Origin of the sequence: Actinomyces gerencseriae DSM 6844, from assembly GCF_000429265.1 — a bacterium.
Lineage (GTDB): Bacteria > Actinomycetota > Actinomycetes > Actinomycetales > Actinomycetaceae > Actinomyces > Actinomyces gerencseriae.
In genome coordinates this window covers 159,664-183,163 of sequence record NZ_AUBN01000010.1, presented here as the reverse complement: position 1 = coordinate 183,163, position 23,500 = coordinate 159,664, and the positions used below count along the sequence as shown (strand labels likewise).

The 23,500-nt window shown below is 72.7% G+C and carries 18 protein-coding genes and 1 tRNA gene; 14 read left to right on the top strand and 5 right to left on the bottom strand.

Going from position 1 to position 23,500, the window contains the following annotated elements:
* Window positions 1-3: 3 nt before the first annotated feature.
* Window positions 4-3,462: an error-prone DNA polymerase gene (locus G448_RS0104940; RefSeq protein WP_034494394.1), complete on the top strand. Its 3,459-nt coding sequence runs from the start codon at window positions 4-6 to the stop codon at window positions 3,460-3,462.
* Between the two features lie 14 nt (window positions 3,463-3,476).
* Here G448_RS0104940 and G448_RS0104935 read toward each other — a convergent pair whose 3' ends face one another.
* Window positions 3,477-4,874 (bottom strand): AI-2E family transporter, encoded by a 1,398-nt coding sequence (locus tag G448_RS0104935; RefSeq protein WP_026407091.1) that lies wholly within the window; start codon window positions 4,872-4,874, stop codon window positions 3,477-3,479.
* A 3-nt stretch (window positions 4,875-4,877) separates the two neighbouring features.
* Entirely contained in the window at window positions 4,878-5,579 is a 702-nt protein-coding gene (locus G448_RS0104930; protein WP_245572191.1) for an HAD hydrolase-like protein, read from the bottom strand.
* A 75-nt stretch (window positions 5,580-5,654) separates the two neighbouring features.
* On the opposite strand from G448_RS0104930, the gene G448_RS0104925 reads away from it, so the two are divergent.
* The 3 genes from G448_RS0104925 (at window position 5,655) to G448_RS0104915 (ending at window position 8,040) form a co-directional block, all read left to right on the top strand.
* On the top strand, window positions 5,655-6,515 hold the full coding sequence (locus tag G448_RS0104925; RefSeq protein ID WP_026407089.1) for a D-hexose-6-phosphate mutarotase: 861 nt from the start codon (window positions 5,655-5,657) through the stop codon (window positions 6,513-6,515).
* 101 nt (window positions 6,516-6,616) lie between these two features.
* Window positions 6,617-6,704 (top strand) — tRNA-Leu (locus G448_RS0104920).
* A gap of 85 nt (window positions 6,705-6,789) precedes the next feature.
* Complete coding sequence (locus tag G448_RS0104915; RefSeq protein ID WP_034494393.1) at window positions 6,790-8,040, top strand: MFS transporter; 1,251 nt, start codon at window positions 6,790-6,792, stop codon at window positions 8,038-8,040.
* Window positions 8,041-8,068: 28 nt separating this feature from the next.
* Here the strand turns inward: G448_RS0104915 and G448_RS15135 are convergent, their stop codons facing one another.
* On the bottom strand, window positions 8,069-9,388 hold the full coding sequence (locus G448_RS15135) for a hypothetical protein (protein ID WP_051268630.1): 1,320 nt from the start codon (window positions 9,386-9,388) through the stop codon (window positions 8,069-8,071).
* A gap of 150 nt (window positions 9,389-9,538) precedes the next feature.
* Here G448_RS15135 and G448_RS0104905 point away from each other — a divergent pair, with 150 nt between their 5' ends.
* The 6 genes from G448_RS0104905 to G448_RS0104880 all read left to right on the top strand — a co-directional run bounded on the left by G448_RS0104905 (window position 9,539) and on the right by G448_RS0104880 (window position 16,497).
* Window positions 9,539-10,699, top strand: a complete 1,161-nt coding sequence (locus tag G448_RS0104905) for a bifunctional GNAT family N-acetyltransferase/nucleoside triphosphate pyrophosphohydrolase family protein (RefSeq protein WP_026407087.1) — start codon at window positions 9,539-9,541, stop codon at window positions 10,697-10,699.
* A gap of 34 nt (window positions 10,700-10,733) precedes the next feature.
* Window positions 10,734-12,269: an MFS transporter gene (locus G448_RS0104900; protein WP_051268629.1), complete on the top strand. Its 1,536-nt coding sequence runs from the start codon at window positions 10,734-10,736 to the stop codon at window positions 12,267-12,269.
* Entirely contained in the window at window positions 12,266-12,820 is a 555-nt protein-coding gene (locus G448_RS0104895; protein ID WP_026407085.1) for a TetR/AcrR family transcriptional regulator, read from the top strand. The genes G448_RS0104900 and G448_RS0104895 overlap by 4 nt, the downstream gene beginning before the upstream one ends.
* Before the next feature lie 71 nt (window positions 12,821-12,891).
* A complete protein-coding gene (locus G448_RS0104890) occupies window positions 12,892-14,949 on the top strand; it encodes a M3 family metallopeptidase (protein ID WP_026407084.1) in 2,058 nt (685 codons plus the stop codon).
* A gap of 96 nt (window positions 14,950-15,045) precedes the next feature.
* The gene (locus G448_RS0104885; protein ID WP_026407083.1) at window positions 15,046-16,170 is read left to right on the top strand and encodes an FAD-dependent oxidoreductase; all 1,125 of its coding nucleotides are present in this window, start codon (window positions 15,046-15,048) and stop codon (window positions 16,168-16,170) included.
* Window positions 16,171-16,179: 9 nt separating this feature from the next.
* A complete protein-coding gene (locus G448_RS0104880; RefSeq protein WP_026407082.1) occupies window positions 16,180-16,497 on the top strand; it encodes a hypothetical protein in 318 nt (105 codons plus the stop codon).
* 155 nt (window positions 16,498-16,652) lie between these two features.
* Here the strand turns inward: G448_RS0104880 and G448_RS0104875 are convergent, their stop codons facing one another.
* Both G448_RS0104875 and G448_RS15130 read right to left on the bottom strand, forming a co-directional pair.
* Complete coding sequence (locus G448_RS0104875) at window positions 16,653-17,639, bottom strand: aldo/keto reductase (protein ID WP_026407081.1); 987 nt, start codon at window positions 17,637-17,639, stop codon at window positions 16,653-16,655.
* Between the two features lie 138 nt (window positions 17,640-17,777).
* A complete protein-coding gene (locus tag G448_RS15130; RefSeq protein WP_051268646.1) occupies window positions 17,778-18,635 on the bottom strand; it encodes a RecB family exonuclease in 858 nt (285 codons plus the stop codon).
* Between the two features lie 370 nt (window positions 18,636-19,005).
* Between G448_RS15130 and G448_RS0104865 the strand changes: the two genes are divergently transcribed.
* The 4 genes from G448_RS0104865 (at window position 19,006) to G448_RS15120 (ending at window position 23,384) form a co-directional block, all read left to right on the top strand.
* On the top strand, window positions 19,006-20,112 hold the full coding sequence (locus G448_RS0104865) for a site-2 protease family protein (protein ID WP_026407080.1): 1,107 nt from the start codon (window positions 19,006-19,008) through the stop codon (window positions 20,110-20,112).
* Window positions 20,112-21,368: a multidrug effflux MFS transporter gene (locus tag G448_RS15125; RefSeq protein WP_051268628.1), complete on the top strand. Its 1,257-nt coding sequence runs from the start codon at window positions 20,112-20,114 to the stop codon at window positions 21,366-21,368. Before G448_RS0104865 ends, G448_RS15125 begins: the two co-directional genes overlap by 1 nt.
* A gap of 49 nt (window positions 21,369-21,417) precedes the next feature.
* Complete coding sequence (locus G448_RS0104855; RefSeq protein WP_245572182.1) at window positions 21,418-22,233, top strand: polysaccharide deacetylase family protein; 816 nt, start codon at window positions 21,418-21,420, stop codon at window positions 22,231-22,233.
* 251 nt (window positions 22,234-22,484) lie between these two features.
* A complete protein-coding gene (locus tag G448_RS15120) occupies window positions 22,485-23,384 on the top strand; it encodes a methyltransferase domain-containing protein (RefSeq protein ID WP_051268627.1) in 900 nt (299 codons plus the stop codon).
* Window positions 23,385-23,500: the final 116 nt, after the last annotated feature.

Below are 23,500 nucleotides of genomic sequence, written 5' to 3'. Positions count from 1 at the left end.
CGCATGTTCGATAAAGGGGGGCGCGGCGCCTCGCCCCGCGACGTCGTGAATCCTGCTCGCGTCTTCACCCACCGCTACGCCGAGCTCCACGCCCACTCCGCCTACTCCTTCCTCGACGGCGCCAATGAGCCGGAGGACCTCGTCGCCTCCGCCGTCGAGCTGGGCCTGGAGGCGCTCGCCCTGACCGATCACGACGGGCTGCCCGGCATCGTCAAGCACGCCGAGGCCGGTCGCGCCCACGGTCTTCCCACTGTCCACGGTGCCGAGCTCGCCCTGGAAGGCGGCGCCCGCCTGCCCGTCCTGGCCCGCGATCCGGTCGGCTACCGCCGTCTGAGCGCCGCCGTGTCCCATCACAACCTCAGCGCCGGTCACCGCGCCGACCCCGCTCATCGTCTCCCCGAGCTCGCCACCGCACTGCGCGGCACCGGCGGAGCCGCGAGTGCCGCATGCTCCTGCCTGGTCCTGACCGGCACCGCCAACGGCCCCTTGCGCCGGGCCCTCGGCGACCCGCGCCGTCCGACCACCTGGGACCGCCGCGCCGCCGACGCCGTCCTGGGCGGACTCGTCGACCTCATCGGACCCGACTCGCTCGCCGTCGAGCTCGCCCTCGACGGCGGCCCCACCGACGCCGCCGTCACCGACGTCCTCAGCGCTCTGGCCGCCGCCCACCGGCTCCCACTGCTCGCCACCGGCGCGATCCGCTGCGCGCGTCCCGGAGACTCCCGTCTGGCCGACGTCCTGACGGCCACCCGGCTGCGCACGGATCTGGAGGGCGCCCGCGGGCATCTGCCCGCACTCGGGCGCTGGCTGCGCGGCCCGGCGGACATGGCTCGTCTTCACCGGCGCGCACCGCACGCCGTCGACGCCGCGGCCGAGGTCGCGCAGGATCTCGTCTTCGACCTGTCGCTGGTCGTCCCGGACCTGCCCGCCGTCGAGGTGCCACCCGGTCACACCCCCGCCACCTGGCTGCGGGAGCTCACCCGGCGCGGAGCGCTGGAGCGCTACGGCCCGCCCGAGGGGGACCGCGCGGCCTGGAACGCGCTCGCCCACGAGCTCGACGTCATCGAGTCCCTCGGCTTTCCCGGCTACTTCCTCATCGTCCGCTCCATCGTCGACTTCTGCGAGTCCTCGGGGATCCTGTGCCAGGGGCGGGGGAGCGCCGCCAACTCGGCCGTCTGCTACGCGCTGGGCATCACCGCCGTCGACGCCGTGCGTCACAAGATGCTCTTCGAGCGCTTCCTGTCGCCCGACCGAATCGGCTACCCGGATATCGACCTCGACATCGAGGCCTGCCGCCGGGAGGAGGTCATCCAGCACGTCTACACCCGTTACGGACGGGAGCGCGCCGCCCAGGTCGCCAACGTCATCTCCTACCGCCCCCGCTCCGCCGTTCGCGACGCCGCCCGCGCCCTCGGCCATCCCCCCGGCCTCCAGGACGCCTGGGCCGGCCGGATGGACCGATGGGGGAGCGTGCGCACCGACGGCGCGGGCTCCGTGGCGGCCGACCGCGCGCCGCGCCCGGTGACCGAGGAGCCTCCGGAGCGGGTCCTCGACATCGCCGAGCGCCTGCTGAGGCTCCCCCGTCATCTCGGCGTCCACCCCGGCGGCATGGTCCTGGCCGACCGCCCCGTCACCGAGGTCTGCCCGGTGCGGTGGGCCGCGATGGAGGGACGAACCGTCCTGCAGTGGGACAAGGACGACTGCGCGAGCGCGGGCCTGGTCAAGTTCGACCTGCTGGGTCTGGGCGTGCTCACCGCGCTGCGCCTGGCCTTCACCGGCCTCGCCGAGCGCGGGGAGCGGGTGCCCGCGGCGGATCCTCGTGGCGATGCCGGCGTCCTGCGACGCGCCCGGACCGGTCGGGCCTGGGGACTGCACACGCTTCCCGAGGAGGACCCGGCCGTCTACCGGCTGCTGAGCGCCGCGGACACGGTCGGCGTCTTCCAAGTCGAGTCCCGTGCCCAGATGGCCACCCTGCCGCGCCTGCGCCCGCGAACCTTCTACGACATCGTCGTCGAAGTCGCTCTCGTGCGCCCCGGCCCCATCCAGGGCGACGCCGTCAACCCCTACATCCGTCGCCGGCTCGGCCGAGAGGAGGTCGACTACCTCCACGACTCCCTTAGACCGGCCCTGGCCAAGACCCTCGGGGTCCCCCTCTTCCAGGAGCAGCTCATGCAGATCGCGGTCGACGCCGCCGGGTTCAGCCCCGCCGAGGCCGACGCCCTGCGCCGGGCCATGGGCTCCAAGCGCTCGATGGAGCGCATGGAGGCCCTGCACCTGCGCCTGGTGGAGGGGATGATCGCCCGGGGCATCGACGCCGCCACCGCCGAGGTCGTCTTCGACAGGCTGCGGGCCTTCGCCGACTTCGGCTTCCCCGAGTCCCACGCCTTCTCCTTCGCGCATCTGGTCTACGCCTCCGCCTGGCTCAAGGCCCGGCGGCCCGAGGACTTCTACGCGGGGCTGCTGGCGGCCCAGCCGATGGGCTTCTGGTCCCCGCAGTCCCTCGTCGCCGACGCCCGACGGCACGGCGTGCGCGTCCTGCCAGCCGATGTCAACGCCTCGCACGAGGAAGCCCGTGTCCGCACGCGTCGGCAGGAGGCCGGGCGGATGCTTCGGGGAGGAGCGGGTCGGGAGACCGGCTGGGAGCCGCTGCGCCCGTCGCCGGACGCCCTGAGCCCTCTGGACATCCACCCCGATCTCGCGGTGCGTCTCGGCCTGGCCCCTCTCAAGGGCCTGGGCGGGCGGGCCGCCTCCGCGATCGTCTCCGAGCGCCTCGCCCACGGCCCCTACACCGATGTCGCCGACCTCGCACGACGCGTGCGCCTGAGCCGCCGCCGTCTGGAGACCCTCGCCGCCGCCGGGGCCTTGGCCTCACTGGGAGTCGGGAGGCGGCGGGCCCTGTGGGCCGCCGGGGTGCTCGCCGGGGAGTCCGGGGAGCGCGGCGGGCCAGGGGGAGGCCGTCCGACGGGCGGGGCGGAGACGATCGACCAGTGGTACCAACCGCCACTGCCCGGGACCGCGGTCGGCGCCCGCGCCCCGCACCTGGATCCCATGACCGATCGCGAGCGGCAGACGGCCGACCTGCGTCTGACGGGCACCTCCACGCAGGGCTATCCGACGGTCTTCGTGAGAGCGGGACTGGCGCGGGCCGGGGTCCTGACCATCTCCGAGGTCGTCCGGCGGGACTCGGGTGAACGCGTGCGCGTCGCCGGAGTCGTCACCCACCGTCAACGCCCCGGTACCGCGGCCGGCACCGTCTTCCTCAACCTCGAGGACGAGACCGGCCTGCTCAACGTCGTCTGCTCCGCGGGGATGTGGAAGCGCTACCGTCGCGTCGGCCGGCGTGCGAGCGCGTTGATCGTGCGCGGTCTGGTCGAGTCCGCCGACGGCGTCACCGCCCTGGTCGCCGACCGTCTCGATGCCCTGGAGGGCATCGCCTCGACGGGCAGCCGCGACTGGTGCTGATCGCCCCGAGCCGCTCAGCCGTCCTTTCCGCCGGGGTACGCGGGCAGCTCGCCCACGACCGGGGCGTCCTTGACGTGCAGCTCGGAGTAGACGGACCACAGCACGCTGATCAGCGGGACGGCGACGATCGCCCCCAGCAGCCCCACGGAGTAGGTGCCCACGGCCACGGCGATGATGACGACGACCGGATGCAGGGAGACCTGCCGCCCCATGATGAGCGGCTGCAGGATGTGCCCCTCGATCTGGCCGATCCCGGCGACCCCCAGACCCACCACGATCATCGTGATGAAGCCCTTGGAGGCCAGTGCCACCACCATCGCGATGCCCATGGCGGTCGGCGCGCCGATCATGGGGATGAAGGCGCCGATGAACACCAGGACGGCCAGCGGCGCGGCGAGCGGGACCCCCACGATCTGCAGGAAGATTCCCGCCATGACGGCGTCGGTCAGCGCCACGATGACCGTGCCGCGCGCGTAGCCGGCGAAGGTGTACCAGCCGGCGCCCGCCGCCCGGTGCACGGACTCGCGCATGGCGGCCGGGAGCTCGTTGAGGAACCAGCGCCACATGCGACCGCCCGAGGCGAGGAAGAAGATCGTGGAGAAGATCGCCAGCGCCAGGACCGCGAAGACATCGACGACGGTCCTCGCGTTCGACAGCACCTCGGTGGCCAGGGTCGGTGCGTTGGACTGCACGTAGTCCCGCCCCTGCTCGACCAGGCGCTGAACCTGTCCCATGACCTCGGCCTCGGTCAGGTGCATGGGGAGGGGGCCGTGCTCCACGAAGTCCATGATCGTGTTCACGCCGTCGGAGAACTGCGTGGCCAGGATGCTCCACTGGTTGGTGACCGAGGTGACCACGTAGAAGAGGAGCCCGACCACCGCTCCCACCGCGGTCAGCAGCCCCAGGAAGGTGGCGGGGTAGCGCGGCATGATCCGGGCGAACAGGTTGACCAGGGGCTGGAGGATCGAGGTGAGGACGAGGGCCGTGAACACCCCGATGAACACCGGGATGATCCAGGAGGTGATGAAGAAGATCAGAGCGATGACGATGACGATCCCCAGCAGCAGCCAGGCCCCGATCCCGCCCCGCACCAGCCAGGAGGGCAGCGTCTCGAGGGCCGCGGTGCGTGTGGTCGGGGCGGCGGGCGACGCCGCCGCGGTCTCACCGGCGTCCTCGTAGCGCAGTTGCTCGGCTCGCGCGGTCCGCCTGGCCTCCTCGGCCCGGTCGATGGCGCGCGACAGGGCGTCGTGCCCGTCGCGCAGTCGGGCTCCGAGTCCTCGCCGGTGGGGTCGGTGGAGGTTCGTCGTCCCACCGGCCGGCGCGGGGGCGTCGGCCGCGGACCGCGCGCGGGCCCCGGAGGGGGCGGGCGGGTCCGGAGTCGGATCCTCCTGCCCCGAGTTCTTCTGCGTCATGTCTCATATCTCCGTTCCCAGCAAGGAGGCCAGCTCGGGGACGTCGGCGGCCAGCCAGCGCGCTCCCGCCAGCTCGGTCGCATCGCCGTAGCCCCACAGCGCGCCGATGCACTCCACGCCCGCCTGCCGGGCTCCGTCGACGTCGTACCTGCGATCGCCGACGTGCACCGTTCGTCCTGTGCCCGCTCCGGCCGCGGACAGCAGCGTCAGCGCACGGGCGATGACGGTGGCCTTCGCCCCGCCCCGGTCGTCGTCGGCGGCCCCCGCCACGGCGGTGAAGCACGGGCCGAGGCCGGCGCGCTCGATGATCTGCCGGGCCAGGGACTCCCGTTTGGAGGTCGCCAGGGCCAGGGGCACCCCGGCGTCGTGCAGGGAGCGCACGAGCTCGGGCATCCCCTCGTAGACCGGGGCCCGGTGCATGAGCTCGCGGTAGTGCGAGCGGTAGAGCGCCGCGGCGCGCGCACCCTCTGGGCCGGTGAGCCCGGCGTAGTGCGCGAAGGTGTCCGCCAGCGGCGGCCCGACGAAGCCCATGAGGGTCGCGTGGTCGGGCACGGCGATGCCCAGGTCCGCGAAGGTCGCCGAGAAGGACGCGACGATGGCGGGGGCCGAGTCCGTGATGGTGCCGTCCAGATCCAGCAGGACGGCGGAGAGCTCGACCGCGGCGCCCCCTGCGGGAGGGGAGGGCGGTCTCGTGCTCGGTCTCATGCTCAAGGGCGCTCGCTCTCATCTCGGCCGTGGAGAACGTCGGACAGGACGCGGCAAGCCTACTAGCGTGGTCCCATGAGCGCCGATGCCGACCGTCCTCGTCTTCCGCGCACCGCGGCCCTGGGCCCCGGTCGGGGGGACCAGCCCCGCCTGCTGATCGACGCGCCCGCGGGCAGCGCCGAGATCCACCTCTTCGGGGCGCATCTGACGGCCTGGACGCCGCGGGGCGGCCGGCCGGTCGTGTTCGTCTCGCAGCGGGCCCGCTTCGACGGGGAGACCGCCATCCGCGGGGGGATCCCCCTGTGCCTGCCGTGGTTCACCGCGGGGCCGCGGGGTACCTCCAGGCCCAAGCACGGTTGGGCGCGGATCATGAACTGGTCGCTGCGGTCGGTCGAGTCCACGTCCGGGGGCGGGGTCCGCGCGCTGCTGAGCCTGGAGCACGACGCCCTGGTCGCGCTCTACGAGGTGACGGCGGGGGAGACGCTGACCGTGAGCCTGTCGCTACGCAACACGGGGACCGGGCCGCGTCCGGTCGAGGCCGCGCTGCACACCTATCTGGCGGTGCACGACGTCACGGCCTGCGTCCTGACCGGCCTGGAGGGGGCCGAGTACGCCGAGGAGGGCGCCTCCGGAGGGGTGCAGGACGGGCCCCTGAGAATCGCCGGACCCATCGATCGCATCTATCGATCCGAGGCGCCGGTGCGCGTGACGGATCCCGGCAACGGGCGCGCGATCGTGGTGAGGGGCACGGGCTCGCCGACGACGGTCGTGTGGAACCCGTGGTCCCGGGGGGCCTCGCGGATCGCGGATCTCGCCGACGACGAATTCGCCTCCTTCCTGTGCGTCGAGACGGCGGCGGTGCGTCAGGACGCGCCCGTGCTCGGGCCCGGTTCGTCGTGGTCGATGAGCGCCACCATCACCACCGAGGCCTTGTGACTGAGCGCACCAGGGGCGGAGTTGCCGCGTCTTGCGGAGGGCGTGCTAGATTTCTCTCCGTTGCCGCGGCGGGTGCTCCTTCCCGTGGCGATGATGACAGGGTCCGAGTGGCGGAATAGGTAGACGCGCTAGCTTGAGGTGCTAGTGCCTAATTAAACGGGCGTGGGGGTTCAAGTCCCCCCTCGGACACCGGGGACGTGGGTTCGGCCGAGCAGCCGGGCCCATGTTGTGCTCCGCCCATGTTCTGCCCACCAGGACTGCGAGGACCACCTCAGTGACCGGCACCGTTCCCGCCCCCGCCGCGAGGCATCCGCCCGCCCTCGTCAGGGCGCGCACCGCCGTCTGCCTCACCTTCCTGGCCAACGGCCTGGGCTTCTCCAACCTGGTGCCCCGCTATCCCGAGCTGCTCGCGCATCTGGGCATCACCAAGGCGGCCTTCGGTCAGGCCGTCATGTTCTCCTCCGTCGGCGCACTCGGGGCCGGGCTGGCGGCCTCCTGGTGCATCACCCGCTTCACCTCTGCGCGAGTGGCCTCGGTGGGCATGGTCGTGCTCGGCCTCGGACTGCTCGGCGCCGGACTGGCAGACTCCTGGCTCGTCTTCGCGCTGTGCATGGCCTGGGTCGGCGCCGTGGACGCCATTGTCGATGTCGCCCAGAACGCGCACGGCCTGCGCGTGGAGCGGCGGTGGGGGTCCAGCATCATCACCAGCTTCCACGCCGCCTGGAGCCTGGGCGCGGTGCTCGGTGCCCTCACAGGACAGGCCATGGCCGGCGCGGGCGTTCCCGTCGGGCTGCACATGGCAGCCGTCCTCGTCCTGCTGGCGCTCCTGTCCGGGACTGCGCTGCCATGGACGATCAGGGGGCCGGATGCCGACGACCGGCCGGAGGGGACCCCGCTCCCGGACGACGCCGCCGACTCCCGCGGCCCGCGTTCCGGGGCGGGGGCCCGTACATCCCGTCTGCTGACCGCCGGTGTCGTCATCGTGCTGGGCGTCATGTGCGCCGCCGCCATGTTCCCCGAGGACTCCGCCGACAGCTGGTCCTCGCTGCTGCTCTTCGACCAGGGCGCCGCACCCGGCACGGTGGGCATGGGCCTGGTCTGCCTGCAGGGGACCATGATCATCGGGCGGCTGGTGGGGGACGCCATCATCGACCGGCTCGGGGAGCGCGCGGTGATCGCAGGCGGCGGCACGCTCGTGGCCGTGGGCATGGGGACGGCTCTCGCGACCGGCTCGGTGCCGGGCACCCTCATCGGCATGGTGATCGCCGGCGCGGGCTGCGCCGTCGCCGTGCCCGTGGCCTACGCCGCCGCGGACGACGTTCCCGGCATGAGACCCGGTGCCGGCCTGACCATCGTGTCCTGGCTCGCCCGGGTCATCATGCTCATCTCACCGCCGATCGTCGGCTGGTTCGCCGATGCCCGCGGGACCTGGGTCGCTCTGGTCTACGGGCTGCTGGGCGGCGCGATACTCATGACGAGCTGGCCGGTGCTGCGCAGGAGGGGGCGCGCCGGCGCGGGCGGATGAGGCTGCGACCCGACCGGCTCGCAGTGGCTCAAGCCAGCCCGGCGGCGGCGCGCCGCTCCGCATCCCGCCGACGCACCCGACTCGCGGACCACCACGCGCCCGCCGCGCCGCCCAGGGCGAGGACGCTCAAGGGCACCGCCGCGGCCGCCGGTCCGATCCCGCCGCCGGTGACGAGCGAGTCGTCGTGGAGGACGATGGCGATGGCGGCCTGCGAGGCCGGCACGGCTGCGGCCAGGAGGAGGTGCACGGCGAACAGGGAGTTCCACCTGTCCTCGCGGCGACGGGCCTCGCACCACGAGGGCAGGGAGAGGACGTCGACGCGATCCGGGTGGATCGTGACGGGCCCGTGGTCGCCGGGCACCGCGGACGGGTGGCTCAGTATCACGGCGTCGGAGCGCTTCAGGCGCGAGCAGACGAACGCGCCGAGGATCGCGTAGGCCAGGACCGGAAGGGTCATGGGGGAGAACAAGCCCATGGACACAGGGATCATGAGGAGTACACCGCCGACGACGAGCCCCAGGAGCAGGACGACGGCGAGCCCCGCGGTGGTCCGCCCGGCCCGGCGCACGGCCCTGGCCACGTCGGCCCCGTCGGGCCAGACCGGGCCGGGCAGCCCATCACGGGTCAGGCCGCGCACCGTCCGCTCCCCGTTCGGGTGAGTGAGCAGGTCACGCCGCAGACCTTCCTCCACGTCCAGCGGCCGGGAGGAGCCCGGCTCCTGGCAGGCGAGTCCCGTCAGCGTCCGGCGCAGGAGCCGCCACTGGTCCTCCGCCAGCCACGGCGGGGTGCGCATCGCCCAGGCACGCCGCGCCACCACGAGTGTCAACGCCGTCGCGCCCACCGTCATCAGCGACATGAGGACGGTTATGAACACCAGGCCGAATTCGTCCCCGCCGGGCGGCCGTGTCATATCCAGCATCATGCTGACGCCGAACACGCACACCCCGGCGGTGAAGCAGGCCAGGAGGACCGTTCCCACCGCGTAGCCGAAGAAGTCCCACCGGGGCAGGGCCGCCAGCCGCGAGGCGCCCCGGGGCGGCCGGAAGCCCGCCAGCGCCCCGCGCACGGCACGGTCCGCCTCCTCCTTCGAGCCGACGGCGGCCAGCGGGACGGTCAGCCGCTCGCGCACCAGTGGCAGGGCGTCAGGGTCGGTCAGCCCGGACTCGTAGAACGGGACGGTGCGCTTATCGGGCCCCGTCCGGTCCATGTCGTGCACGACCTTGAACTCGGCCACCCGAGCGGGCACTCGCTGCTCGACGCACACCACCCCCGAGCGGACGCGCACCCGGACCGACGGGTGCAGCCAGCGGGGCATGGGCGGGGCGGCGGGCGCCGGGGACCGACTCACAGTGGCTCCTTGCATATCGGGACATACCGGGCATGCCAGAGGGCACCGCCCACCCTAGTCGACCGTCGCCGCCCATCGTCCGGATCCGGCCGGCGTCCGTTGGAGCCTCACGCCGTGCGTGCTATGCCGTGCGGGCTATCATCCCCGGGCATGAGGCCCTTCGAGATCCGTGTTCCCGCCGCCCGGCGGGACGACGAGCCGCTGCCCGCGCTCCTGCTGTCCGCGCCCACCGGGGCCGATATCGACCGGATCGCCGAGATCTGCCAGGACCCCGACATCCAGGAGTGGACCACCGTGCCCCGCGGCTACACCCGCGCCGACGCCGAGGGCTTCGTGACCGGAATGGTCGCGGAGGGCTGGGAGAGCGGCACCTCCCTGAACTGGGCGGTGCGCGAGGAGCGTCGGGACGGCACCGCCCTCGTCGGCATGATGGGCGTCACCGGCCGACAGGACGGCCCCTGGGAGATCGGCTACTGGCTGGCCCCCGAGACCCGCGGGCGGGGCATCGTCTCCCGCGCCGCCCGCGCCCTCATCGAGGCCGCATTCGACCCGGCCGGCCCGATGCGCGCCGTCGCCCTGCGATGGCGCTGCGACATCCACGACGGCGTCCCCAACTGGGCGTCCTGGCGGGTGGCCTGGGGGCTGGGCTTCCGCCGCGAGGGGCGGGTGCGCTCGTACATCGCCAATGACGGAGCCTTCCACGACGGCTGGGTCGGCACGCTCCTGCCCGACGACCCGCGACGGCCGGCGGCCCCCTGGGACGGTCCCGTCATCGCCGACGGGCGGGCGAGCGGCTCCTCCCGCACCCATGGCGCGGTCACTCCGCTCGTGGCCGCCGACGGCGTCGGCGAGCGGGAGGGCGACGACCCCGAGGCCCTCGTGCGCCGCTTCCACCACCTGTACGGCCTGCCCGTGCGCACCGACGGCCCCAGCCTGGGCAGGGAGAGCCTGGACATGCGCATGAGCCTCATCGCCGAGGAGTTCGCCGAGCTCGTCGAGGCCGTCTACGGGGCGTCCGCCCGTGGCGAGATCGAGGCCGCCTATGCGCGCGCCGTCGCCGCAGATGACGGCACCCGGGACACGGTGGCGGCCGCCGACGCCCTGGCGGACCTGGTCTACGTCATCTACGGCATGGCCCTGGAGACGGGCATCGACCTGGCCGCCGTGCTCGCCGAGGTGCAGCGCTCCAACATGTCCAAGCTGGGTGCCGATGGCAAGCCGATCTATCGCGAGGATGGCAAGGTCCTCAAGGGTCCGGGTTATTTCGCGCCGGACGTGGCCGAGGTGCTCCGCCACCGGCGCCTGAGGTGAGAGGAGGCCCTCGTCACGACCGTTACTTCACTGTATGTATAGTACAGTTACGGTCGTGACTCCTACTCCTGGACTTCGCGCCTGGGCGGCTCTGGCCGTCCTGACCCTCGCTGTGACCCTGCTGGCCATCGACTCCACGGTGCTGGCTCTGGCCATCCCCTCGCTGGGCGCGGACCTGGGGCCGACGGCCAGCCAGCTGCTGTGGATCGGTGACATCTACTCCTTCACCCTGGCGGGCCTGCTGGTGACCATGGGAAACGTCGCCGACCGCATCGGCCGGCGACGTCTCCTGCTCATCGGGACGCTCGGCTTCGGCGTGGCCAGCGTCATGGCGGCCTTCGCGCCAAGCGCGGGTGCTCTCATCGCCGCCCGTGCCCTGCTGGGCGTCGGAGGGGCCACGATCATGCCCTCCACCCTCTCCCTGATCCGCAACATCTTCCCCGACGCCCGTCACCGCACCACCGCCATCGCGATCTGGTCGGCGGGCAGCTCCGGCGGCACCGCCCTGGGCCCGTTGATCGGCGGCGCCCTGCTCGAGCGCTTCTGGTGGGGCAGCGTCTTCCTCATCAACGTTCCCGTCATGGCCGTTGTCATCATCGCCGGCCTGCGGCTCCTGCCCGAGTCGAGGAACGAGCGTGGCGGTCCGGTCGACCTGGTCTCCGCGATGCTGTCGGTGCTGGCCATCGTGCCGATCGTCTACGCCGTCAAGTCCTTCGCCCATAATGGCCTGGCGGTCGTTGCTGTGGCGGCCCTGCTCGCCGGGCTCGGTGCCGGGTGGCTCTTCCTGCGGCGCCAGCGCACGCTGACGACACCGCTGATCGACATCGAGCTCTTCAAGCGCCCCGCCTTCACCTGGGCGATCGTGGCCACCGTCCTGGCGATCTTCGCGCTGGCCGGCCTCCTCTACTTCTTCTCCCAGTACCTCCAGCTCGTCCGGGGCTACTCCACGCTTCAGGCGGGCCTGACCGAACTCCCCGCCTCGCTGGCCTCCATCGCCGTCGTCGCGGTCGTGGCCGCGGCGGTGCACCGGCTCGGCAATGGTCGGGCACTGGGCGGTGGCCTGATTCTGGCCGCGGCGGGCCTCCTCGTCGTCGCCGTGGGCGAGTCCCACGGCGGGATCGTGGTGATCTGCATCGGCCTGCTCGTCATCGGCACCGGTATCGGCCTGGCCTTCACGGTCTCCACCGGTGCGGTCCTGGGATCGGTGCCGGTGGACCGGGCAGGGGCGGCCTCGGCCATCTCCGAGACCGGCCTCGAGCTCGGCGTCGCCCTGGGGATCGCGGTGCTGGGAACGATCCAGGACGTCGGCTACCGCCTTCTGCTCGGGCGGCCTCCCGCGGACCTTCCGAACCGGGTGGTCGACGCCGCCGAGCAGTCCCTGGCGACCCTGGCGGGCATCGTCGACCGGATAGATCCCGCCCAGGCCCGGCTGATGGCCCAGGCCCGGACCGCCTTCACCCACGCCATGCAGGCCACGGCGGTGATCGCAGCCGTTATCCTCGTGGTCTCAGGCGTCATGGCCGTACGGCACGTTCCGACCACGAGCGGGACGAGCGAGGAGACCTCATGAGAACCTCGAAGCGAGAGCGCATCATCACCGGAGCCCTCGAGCTCGCCCACCGCGATGGCTTCGACGCGCTCACCTTCGACGCCCTGGCCGAGCACGTCGGACTGACCCGTGGCGGGATCATCTACCACTTCCGCACCAAGACCGACCTCCTGGAGGGCATCGCGGCGGCCTTCCAGGAGCGGTGGCGGGCCGAGGCCCTGGAGGCGCTCGGTAAACCACTGGGGGAGGCGAGCCGCGCCGAGCGCATCGAGGCCCTGGCCCGCTCCGTCGTCGACGGCGAGATCCTCCCCGGAGAGGTCAGCTTCATGCTCTCGGCGACGCCGGAGGCGGAGAAGCTCAAAGAGACCTGGAGCGCGCTGCGCCACGAGTGGGTCGGAGAGGTCTCCGAGCTCACCCCGATGCAGCGTGTGGCACTGCTGGCCGTGGACGGCTGGTGGGCCAACCGCGCCGTCGACAGCCGCGGCCAGAATCCCGATGGTTCCGAGATCGCCGACCTCATCGTGTCTCTGGCGGCTGGCAGCATGCCCGACCGGGGACACGATGCCCTCTGACAAGGTCTAACGATCCACGGCCCTCTGCTCACTGTCCTTAAGAGGCCCCTGGCGCATGGCACGATGGGCCCATGACCGAGCCCACTGCCATCACAGCGGTCGCGCTTCCCGGGACCAACGTCTTCGCCCGGCCATGGACGCTCGACCTCGGACTGCCCGACTTCGCCGCCGTGCGCCACGAGGACATCGAGCCGGCCGTGCGCGCGGGCATGGCCGTCCAGCGCTCCGAGTGGGAGGCCGTGGCCTCCAACGAGGCCGAGCCCACGATCGCCAACACCGTCAAGGCCCTCGAGCGCTCCGGAGAGCTGCTCGACCGAGTCCTCACCGTCCTGAGGACGCTCACCTCCGCCACGCACTGCCCCGACCTGGACGAGCTGGAGGAGGCCCTCGCCCCCGAGCTGTCGGCGCACATCGACGCGTACGACCTCGACACCCGCCTGTACCGCCGTTTCAAGGCTCTCGACGGCCTCGTCCGCGCCGCGCGCGAGACCGGCGCCGAGCCGGTCGATGCCGACGGCGCGCCCATCGACGAGCAGACCGCGCGCCTCATCCGTCTGACCGTCGAGGCCTTCGAGCGCGACGGCGTCGCCCTGACCGGCGCCGACGCCGATCGCCTGCGCGAGATCAACTCACGGCTGACGAGTCTGACGACCCGCTTCGGAACCCTCGCGGCCAACGCCATGCACGCCGCGGGCGTCGCCAACTTCACCGCCACCCCCGACCTGGTGACCACGGAGCCGCACGCGGCGCGCATCGAGCTGCTGACCAGGGCCATGAGCCGTGGCCTGGAGGGCGAGTACGACACCCGCGCCCTCGTCGTCGAGATCGCCCGCCTTCGCGCCGAGCGCGCCGCGCTGCTCGGCTATCCCCACCACGCCGCAGTCGTCGCCGCCGAGTCCGCGGCCGGCACCACCGAGGCGGTGGTCGGGATGCTGCGCCGGCTGACGCCTGCGGCCATGGCCAATGCCCGTCTCGACGCCGAGACCTACGCGGCCCGCATGGACGCCGACCCGCGGACGCGACCGGGCGAGACCTTCGGTCCGGCCGACTGGCCCCGTTACGAGGAGGCCGAGCGCAAGGAGCGCTTCGGCCTGGACGACGCCACCCTCGCCCCCTACCTGGAGCTGTGGAACGTCGTCGAGCGGGGCGTCTTCCACACCGCCACCCGCCTGTACGGCATCACCTTCCGCGAGCGGACCGACCTCGCCGAGCACATGTACGACCCCGATGTTCGCGTGTGGGAGGTGCACGACGGCGCCGGCCCCGACGCCCCGGTGCTGGGCCTGTTCGTCGGCGACTACTACGCCCGGCGGGGCAAGCAGGGCGGCGCCTGGATGGACAGCCTGGTCGACCAGTCCCACCTGACGGGGCGACGGCCCGTCGTCATCAACTGCGTCAATATCGACAAGCCCGCAGACGGACCGACGCTGCTGACCTGGGACCAGGTCATCACCTGCTTCCACGAGTTCGGTCATGCCCTGCACGGCCTGCTGGCCGACACCCGGTGGCCCAGCGCCTCGGGCACCTCCGTGCCCCGCGACATCGTCGAGTTCCCCAGCCAGGTCAACGAGAAGTGGGCGCTCCACCCCGAGGTCCTGGCCTCCTACGCCCGCCATGCGGACACCGGTGAGGCGCTTCCCGCCGAGCTCGTCGAGCAGGTGCGGAGCCAGGGGGCCTTCGGCGAGGGATACGCCACCACCGAGTACCTCGGAGCGGCCCTGCTCGACCAGGCCTGGCACACGCTGGCTCCCGGGCAGGGGCCCGCCGGGGCGGAGGAGGTCGAGGCCTTCGAGCACGCCGCCCTGAGCGAGCAGGGCATCGACGACGCCCTCGTCCCGCCGCGGTACCGCAGCACCTACTTCAGCCACATCTTCGCCGGCGGCTACGGCGCGGGCTACTACTCCTACATCTGGAGCGAGGTCATGGACGCCGATACCACCGAGTGGTTCCGCACGGACGGCGAAGGTGCGCGCGACGGCGATCTGGGCCTGAACCGTTGGGCCGGCGAGGCCTTCCGCCGGGAGTTCCTCTCCCGCGGGGACTCTCGCGACCCGCTGGTCTCCTACCGGGCGTACCGCGGCCGAGACCCGCGCATCGAACCACTCCTGTCCCGCCGCGGCCTGGCCTGAGCGCGCTGCGCGGGCCGCGTCGGCGGATCACCTGGACAGCACATCGACACGCCACTGCGAACACCGCTGCGAATACTGCGAATCGGAAGGACAAACATGACGCGCGTCACCATTATCGGAGGAGGGTACGGCGGCATCATCGCCGCCAAGGCTCTTGACGATGTCGCCGAGGTCGCCCTCGTCGAGCAGAAGGACACCTTCGTCAACCACGCCGCCGCGCTGCGCGCTACCGTCAACCGCGAATGGGCCGAGAGGATCTTCCTGCCCTACGACAACCTGCTGACCCGCGGGCGGGTCGTCCACGGCACCGCCCTGGGAGTCAGGGGCACCACCACGTCGGTGGCCGGCGCGGGGGACATCGAGGCCGACCACCTGGTCCTGGCGACCGGCACGGCCTACCCCTTCCCCGCCAAGCACCTGGAGTCCTCATCGGTGGTCGCCAAGGCCCGCATCGAGCGCGCCCACGCCAACCTCGAGCAGGCCGGGCGCGTTCTCATCGCCGGGGCCGGAGAGGTCGGCATCGAGCTGGCCGGGGAGATCACCTCCGCCTTCCCCGCGATGGAGGTCGTCCTCCTCGAGGCCGGGCCCGATATCCTGCACAACCGCGACTACAGGCCGGAGCTGCGCGAGGCGATCCGCTTCCAGCTCGAGCAGCGCGACGTCGAGACCATCACCGGGGACCGGCTCGTCGCCCTGCCGCCGGTCGACCCCGGGGTCCTGTCCCCGTTCCGCGTGACGACCAGGGGCGGTCGGCGTCTCGAGGCCGACATGTGGTTCCGCGCCCACGGCTCGGCGGCCGCCACCGGTTTCCTCGGCGAGGACTACGACGGGATCCGCCACTACGACGGCACCATCCGCGTCGACGACCGCCTGCGCGTCGTCGACCACCCCGGCGTGTGGGCCATCGGCGACATCACCGACGTGCGCGAGACCAAGCGCGCCGATGCGGCCCGGGCCCACGCGGAGGTCGTCGCCGCCAATATCCGCTCGCTCATCGGGGGCGGGACCGCCGAGGCCGTCTACGCCCCCAAGCCGGAGCACGTCGTCCTGCCCCTGGGCCCGGATGGAGGCGCCTCCCAGGTGCTGCGCGACGGCGTGCGCGTCGTCGTCGGCCCGGAGGAGACCGCCCGCATGAAGGGCGAGGACCTCTTCCTCGGCTACGTCGCCAAGGCCCTCGGGGCGGAGACCCGAGCGGTGCGCGTTCGGTCCGCGAGCCGGTAGTCTGAGTTCATGACGAACGACCCCCGGTCCGCGCTCAATCGACTCATCGCCGCATTCGAGGCGCACCTGGATGCGGCCGCCACCGGCGACGAGGAGTCACCGGCCGTGGTCGCCTCGGAGAACGCCCTCCAGGACGCCTTCTTCACCTACGATGACGCGCTGTTCACCGCCTACGGCATCGAGCTGCCCTTCGATATCGTCGATTCCGAGGGGGACGACGATGACGACTTGGACGATTACGACGACGGCGAGGACGGCGCCGAGGATGATGACGAGGGGGACTTCGAGGACGACGAGTACGAGGATGAGTTCGACGACGAGGACTGAGCCGTACCGGTCCCACCGCCTCCGGTGACGGGCTCGATGCGCCCCGCAGTGGCGCGGCGGGGGACCCGAGGCGGATCGTCGCTCGTGTGGGATCCGCGGGCGCGGGTGGGCCCCTGCCCTCCACGCCCTGATCGGTCGCGGCGTGCCCGGCGCGCTCAGAACCGTTCGGGATAGCCCATGCGAATCGCCGTGATCTCGTCCAGGGCGTGACGGATCTGCGTGGGAAGCACGAGGTCCTCGCTCGCCAGGGCTCCGCGGAGCTGGGAGGGCGTGCGCGCGCCCACGATGGCGGCTGCTATACCGGGGGCGTCCCGGGCCCACGCCAGGGCCACTTCGACCGGCTTGCGATCCAGCCCCGCGGCGGCCGTGGCCACCGCCTCGACCACGCCGACGTAGGGCTCGCCGAGGTACGGGGCCACGTAGGACCGCAGGTGCGGTGACGCGCCGCGCGAGTCCGGAGGGGTGCTGGCCCGGTAACGGCCCGTGAGGACTCCGCGGCCCAGCGGGGCGTAGCCGATGACGCCGAAGCCGAGCGCGCGCGCCGCCGGGACGAGCTCGCGCTCGATGCCGCGGCATACCAGCGAGTGCTCAACCTCGACCGCTGCCAGTCCCGGACCCGTGCCCGCTGCTCCCGGGGCGAGCAGGTCGGCGGCGCGGACCGAGGCCCAGGCCGGGTGGTTCGACAGCCCGACGTAGCGAGCGCGGCCGGAGATCACGGCGGTGCGCAGCGCGTCGGTGGTCTCCTCCAACGCGGTGGTGGGATCGGGGATCTGCACGAGCCAAAGGTCGATGTGGTCGGTGCCCAGGCGCATCAGGGAGTCGTCGAGGGTGTCGAGGAGGGTGCCGCGCGACGCGTCCGCGACCGTGCCGCGCTCGCCGGTCCGCCAGGTGCGCACCCCGGCCTTGGAGACGAGCACCAGGTCACGCCGGTCGACGTGCTCCGCCAGCAGTCCGCCGATCACCTCCTCGGAGGCCCCCTCGCAGTAGGAGGCGGCGGTGTCGAGGAGCGTGCCTCCGGCGTCGAGGAAGACGTCGAGCTGCTCCTTGGCCTCGAGCTCGTCGGTGTCGCGGCCCCAGGTCATCGTGCCGAGCCCCACCGATGACACCCGCAGCCCGGTACCGCCGAGCCTCCTGTGTTCCATGGGGACAACCGTATGCGCTTGCGCGACCGGCCGCGTTATTTGCGCACGGCGATGGACCAGCTCGCGTCGCCGGCGCCGATGAGCTCGGCGACCGTGCAGGGGACTGCGGATCCTCCCGGGGCTCCCGGGAGCGCATGGTCAGATGAGTCGTGCGGGAGCGTCCTCGGGCCTCGGCCCGCCTCCGCCCGCCGGCCGTCTGCGGGCCGACAGCAGCCGAGTCAGACCGCCCTGCGGAATGGGAGGGGCGACGCCGCCGAAGAGCGGGCAGCGCGCCTGATAGGCGCACCAGTCGCACAGCCGGGAGCGTCTCGGTGGGAACTCGCCGGAGGCGGCGCAGTCCTCGATCTCATCCCAGATGCGGGCGATCCTGGTCTCGGCGACCTCTAGCTCGGCCGGATGCGGATCATGGGTCAAGGTGCGGCCGTCCTTGAGGAAGAGCAGCTGCAGGCGTCGCGGGGCCCGGCCGCGCAGACGCCACAGCACGAGGGCGTAGAAGCGCATCTGGAACAGCGCCTCCGCCTGGAAGCGCGGACCGGGGGAGCGGCCCGTCTTGTAGTCCACCACGCGCATGGCCCCGTCGGGGGCGACATCGAGGCGGTCCACGAAGCCGCGGAGCAGCAGGCCGTCCCTGGTCTCGGTCTGGACGAGGAGCTCGCGCTCGGCCGGCTCCAGGCGCGTGGGGTCCTCCATCCGGAAGTAGGCGTCGAGGAGGGCCCCGGCCTCCTCCAGCCACGGGGCGACCCGGGTGGGATCGTCGAACAGCCCCATGACGTCGGGGCTCTTCTCCCGGTGCGTCTCCCACTGGGACGGGAGCATGGCGCGGGCCGCCTCCCGCGTGCGCTCGCGAGGGGGGAGATCGTACAGCCGCTCCAGGACGCCGTGAACGAGAGTGCCCTTGTGCGTGGCCAGCGATCCCGGATCGGGGATCCGGTCCACCGTGCGCAGGCGGAACAGGAGCGGGCACTGCATGAAGTCCTTGGCGCGCGACGGCGACAGCGCCGCCCGGCCGCCCCGACGAGGACGGCTCGCCCCGGGGCCGGTCGCGCGGGCACGGACGACCGGCCCCGGCGTCCCGGGCGTCGAGGACGCTGAAAGCGCTGAGGACTCGGGGGAGGACGACGAGAATGATGACGCGGCGTGCTCACTCACAAGAGGAACCTACCCCGCCCCATCGGCGCGTCCCCCGGTCGTCCACAGACGACCGGGAGGCCGGTGCGCTGCTCCAGCGCGGCGCGCGGCTGTGCACATCCGGCCGCGTGGACGAGTACCGGCATGCGCGGGGGTCTCATGCCGGTACTCGTCCCGAGGCCCGGCCGCCGTCGGCCGGATGATGGTTCCGGCCTCCGTTGCCGTTAGGCTCACCCACATGTCGTCTGCCCTCGCAACCCGGGGCTGGGTCCTCGGACGAATCGGCGCCGCTCCGGTCGTCGTCTCTCCGACGTCGCTGCTGCTGGGCCTGCTCATCGCCGGCTCCTGGTATCCGCTCGTGCGCTCCACCCTGGCCTTCTTCGGCGTCGGCGCGGTCCTGGTGACCGTGGCGGGCACGGTGCTGGGCGTGGGGGCGAGCATTCTCATCCACGAGCTCGCCCACGGCATGGCGGGCACCGCACTGGGACGACGACCCGTGCGCTACGAGCTCTACCTGTGGGGCGGGCGCACGAGCTTCGGTCCGGCCCGCTCCTGGGCTCCGTGGAAGGACGTCATCACCTCGTTGGCGGGCCCCGCCGCGAACCTCGCGCTGTGGGCGGTGGGCCGCGTGCTGCTCGGGGGAGGCGCCATCTCCTCGGTCCTCGTGCTCGTGGCGGCGTCGGCGCTGACCTGGGTGAACCTCGCCCTGGCGATCTTCAACGCCCTGCCGGGCCTGCCGCTGGACGGAGGGCACGCTCTGGCCGCCCTCGTCACCCAGATCACCGGGCGGCCGCAGGCGGGGCAGCGGATCGCCGCCGGCGGGGGCCTGCTCGTCGTCGGCGCAGTCGCCTGGTACTGGGTTCTGGATCCGCTGCTGCTGCGCGGCGCGCGCCCCGACTCCTTCGCCCTCATCCTGGCGATCATGGTCGCCTGGCCGATCGCCTCGGAATCGTGGCGAGCCCTCGGGCTCGGCCGCGGGGGACGGACCGCCGCACGGCTCGACCTGCGCTCCCTCATGCGCCCGGTGGCGACGCTCCCGGCGACCGCCCCCATCACCCGGGTCCGCTCCGAGCTCGATGGGAGGGCCGCCGTCGTCCTGGTCGTGGACGGCCCCGCGCTGCTGGGCGTCATCGATGACGCCGGTCTGTCCGAGCTGGCTCTGCCCGAGGACTCCGTCATCACCGCGCGCGAGGTCTGCACCGCGCTTCCAGCGGCCGCCGTGAGCACCGGGCTCACCGGACAGGTCGCAGCCGATGCCCTCAAGCGGGCGCGCACGCTGTCGCGCTGGCTCATCGTCGTCGACGGCGGGCGCATGGTCGGCGCCGTGCCCACCGGGGCCCGCTGATGGGATCTTCGACACCGCCGCACCGGCGCCGCACGGATAGGAGCCACGACACGACGGGCGCGGCGGTCTCGGCCGGGCTCATCGTCGCGCTGGCGGCGCAGAACGCGGTGCCGCCCTTCGCCACCGATATGTACAGCCCGGCCTTCCCCCAGGTGGCCGCCGACCTGGCCACGAGCGCCACCGCGGTGGGCCTGACGCTCACGGCCTTCTTCGTCGGCATGGGGCTGGGGCAGGTCATGGGCGGGACCGTCTCGGACCGGCGGGGACGGCGCGCGCCCATGATCGTCGGCGGCGTGCTGTGCACCCTGGGCGCCGTCGTGTGCGCCCTCGCCCCCGGCATCGGTGTGCTCGTGGCCGGACGATTCCTGCAGGGCTTCGGCGGTGGCGTCGCGGCCGTGGTGGGGCGCGCGGTGCTCGTCGATCTCGCCCACGGCGATCGACTGGCCTCCGTGATGTCGATCCTCATGGCTGTGAGCGCCCTGGCCCCCATGATCGCCCCGGTGGTGGGAGGCGCGGTGCTCTCGGTGGCGACCTGGCGGACGGTGTTCTGGTGCCTGGTCGGCTTCGGCCTGTTCATGACGGCCATGGCGGCCGCGCTCGTGCCCGAGTCCTTGCCCCCCGAGCGTCGGCAGGACGGTGGCCGGGGGCGCTTCGCAGCCGGAGCGCGCGATCTCGTCGGGCACCGCCGCTACCTGGGGTACATGCTGACCTCCTCCTTCTCCGGCTTCGCGATGTTCGCCTACATCTCCTCCTCGTCCTTCGTGCTCCAGGAGATCGAAGGGCTGAGTCCCATGGCCTTCTCCGTCTTCTTCGCCTGCACGGCCGGCTGCCAGATGCTGCTGAGCCTTCTCAATGCCCGACTGGTGCGCCGTGCCGGTCCACGGCGTCTCATCGCCCTGGGCCTGTCCATCTCGGCGGCGGGTGCGACGGTGGTGGCGGTGAGCGTCCTCGCCCTCGGCGTCGCCCTGGCGCCCCTGTGCGCCGGCTTCGTGCTCGTCATGGCCGCCCAGGCCTTCGTCTTCGGCAATGCCAGCGCCCTCGCCCTGGGGGAGGTGCGTCATATCGCCGGAGCCGCGAGCGCGCTGCTGGGGGTTGCCCAGGCGCTGGCCAATGCGACCTCCGCGCCGCTGGCGAGCTCGGGCGGCGGGCGCAGCGCCGTACCCATGGTGCTCGTCATGGCCGCCGGCGTCGTGGGGGCGTGGTGCGCCTATCTGCTCGTGGGGCGCGTCTCCGACGCCCGGCACCTGCCGGAGTGACGATACGGGCGGGGAGGACGCCCCGGTCGTCCTGATCTACGCTTGCGCGGTGTCAGAATCCACGTCAGCTCCCGGCCCCGTGAATCGCGCCGGCCGTCGCGGTGTCCTGCGCGCGGGTCTGGCGGGCGCCGCGGCGCTCGCCGTCGGCGGCGGGGTCGGAGCGGGCGCCGTCCGCTATTCCGATACCCACCTGTCGCCCACGGCGCGCGTGGCGCCGCGACCCGATGAGCCGGGCCGGTACGCGGCCCGCGTCCTCTTCCAGGGCGCGTCCGAACGCGCCCAGGCCTGCGTCACTTTCGATGACGGCCCCGACCCGCGCTGGACGCCGCTGGTTCTCGACATCCTCGCCGACCTGGGCGTGCCCGCGACCTTCTTCGTGCTGGGCGAGGCGGTGGCCGCTCACCCCGAACTCGTCGCCCGCGAGGCGGAGGCCGGGCACGAGGTCGCCATTCACAACTGGGTGCACACCGATGTCTACGGGGTGGAGGTCGGCGAGCTGCGGGACTCGGTGGACCGCACGATCATGGCGATCCAGGATGCGGGAGCTCCGCGGCCGTCCCTGTGGCGCCCGCCCTACGGTCGTATCGACGCCCCCGCTCTCATGGTGGCGGCCGAACGAGGCCTGGACGTCCTGCTGTGGAGCGAGCACACGCCGACGGCGCAGGCTGCGGCGGACGTGGCCGGCACGGCTCACGCCGGCTCGGTGATCCTGTGCCACGATGGTCGCACCCAGCCCGATGAGGAGCTGCTGCGCGCCATGGGGGAGTCGATCGCCGTGCTGCGGGCCCGGGGACTCGCCTTCGTGACCGGCAGCCGGATGCTGGAGGGCGCCGCGGGCGGCATCGGCACCGTGATCGAACCATGACCACGCCATGACCACGCCATGACCACGCCATGACCACGCCATGACCACGCCATGACCACGCCGTGATTGCACCGTGGCCGCCGGCTCCTGCCGGCCCGCGCCGGGCGGTCGGTCGGAGGAGGCCGCCCGGTCACTCAGCCGCCCGGCCACCGCGCCGGACGCCGGAGCGCGCCCGCGCGGCCGCGTCCGTATAGGCTTCCTCCATGACGGGGCAGTCGGCGCCCACGAGGGCATCCTCCGCGGCGCCATTCATGACATCGCAGCCTGATCAGGCCATTCGTTTCGCGGAGAACCGCGCCAACTGGGATGACCGCGCGGCTCTTCACGAGGCCAGCGGCTACGGCACCGCCGAGCTCCTCGCCTCGCCCGGTGCCATCACCCGGGAGGTCGCCCGGGACACCGGGCTCCTCGGCGACCTGACCGGTCTCGACGTCATCCACCTCCAGTGCCACCTGGGCCTGGACACCATCTCCCTGTCACGGCTGGGGGCGGCCCGTGTCGTCGGCCTCGACCTCTCCCCGGAGTCGCTGCGCCGCGCCCGGGCCCTGGCCGCGCGCGCCGGAGCCGGCATCGAGCTGGTCGAGGCCAACGTCTACGACGCCCGCGCCGTCGTCACGGGCTCCTTCGACCTCGTCTACACCACTCTCGGCGTCCTGTGCTGGTTGCCGGACGTCGAGGCGTGGGCGAGCGTCATCGCCTCCCTTCTGCGCCCGGGCGGTCGCCTGCTGCTGCGTGACGATCACCCCGTCCTCATGGCCGTGGGAGACGACACCGCCCACGGGCTCACCCTCCACGAGCCCTACTTCCAGCAGCCCGAGCCCATGACCTGGGAGGACGACGGCTCCTACGTCGCCGCGCCCGATGGGACCCCGCCGATCGCCCATACCCGGAATCACCAGTGGAACCACGCGGTGGGGGAGGTCCTCACGGCTCTCCTCCGCGCCGGACTCGTCCTGGACGAGGTCGCCGAGTCGCGCGTCTCCGCCTGGTGCCGCTGGCCGGATCTCATGGAGCCCTGTCGGGAGGGCTACCGCCTCACCGACCCGGTGATGCGCGAGATGCTCCCGCTCCAGCTGCTCGTCGTCGCGCGCCGGGGCGACGGGGAGGCCGTCCCGGCACCGTCGTCGGAGGGCGCCGACGAGCCGGCCTGAGCGCCCCCGGGGACCCGAGCCGTGGACGGCGGACCCGTGCCCCGCCCCGTCCGACGGGTCTCAGGAGGGCCGTCGCTCCGATGAACGGTCGAGCGATCCGCCGGGAGGACTCACTA

What these genes read in the sequence shown, in the direction of transcription:
- G448_RS0104940 (WP_034494394.1), top strand. Translation starts at nt 4, where the DNA reads ATGTTCGATAAAGGGGGGCGCGGCGCCTCGCCCCGCGACGTCGTGAAT.
- G448_RS0104935 (WP_026407091.1), bottom strand. Translation starts at nt 4,874, where the DNA reads ATGACGCAGAAGAACTCGGGGCAGGAGGATCCGACTCCGGACCCGCCC.
- G448_RS0104930 (WP_245572191.1), bottom strand. Translation starts at nt 5,579, where the DNA reads ATGAGACCGAGCACGAGACCGCCCTCCCCTCCCGCAGGGGGCGCCGCG.
- G448_RS0104925 (WP_026407089.1), top strand. Translation starts at nt 5,655, where the DNA reads ATGAGCGCCGATGCCGACCGTCCTCGTCTTCCGCGCACCGCGGCCCTG.
- G448_RS0104905 (WP_026407087.1), top strand. Translation starts at nt 9,539, where the DNA reads ATGAGGCCCTTCGAGATCCGTGTTCCCGCCGCCCGGCGGGACGACGAG.
- G448_RS0104900 (WP_051268629.1), top strand. Translation starts at nt 10,734, where the DNA reads ATGTATAGTACAGTTACGGTCGTGACTCCTACTCCTGGACTTCGCGCC.
- G448_RS0104895 (WP_026407085.1), top strand. Translation starts at nt 12,266, where the DNA reads ATGAGAACCTCGAAGCGAGAGCGCATCATCACCGGAGCCCTCGAGCTC.
- G448_RS0104890 (WP_026407084.1), top strand. Translation starts at nt 12,892, where the DNA reads ATGACCGAGCCCACTGCCATCACAGCGGTCGCGCTTCCCGGGACCAAC.
- G448_RS0104885 (WP_026407083.1), top strand. Translation starts at nt 15,046, where the DNA reads ATGACGCGCGTCACCATTATCGGAGGAGGGTACGGCGGCATCATCGCC.
- G448_RS0104880 (WP_026407082.1), top strand. Translation starts at nt 16,180, where the DNA reads ATGACGAACGACCCCCGGTCCGCGCTCAATCGACTCATCGCCGCATTC.
- G448_RS0104875 (WP_026407081.1), bottom strand. Translation starts at nt 17,639, where the DNA reads ATGGAACACAGGAGGCTCGGCGGTACCGGGCTGCGGGTGTCATCGGTG.
- G448_RS0104865 (WP_026407080.1), top strand. Translation starts at nt 19,006, where the DNA reads ATGTCGTCTGCCCTCGCAACCCGGGGCTGGGTCCTCGGACGAATCGGC.
- G448_RS15125 (WP_051268628.1), top strand. Translation starts at nt 20,112, where the DNA reads ATGGGATCTTCGACACCGCCGCACCGGCGCCGCACGGATAGGAGCCAC.
- G448_RS15120 (WP_051268627.1), top strand. Translation starts at nt 22,485, where the DNA reads ATGACATCGCAGCCTGATCAGGCCATTCGTTTCGCGGAGAACCGCGCC.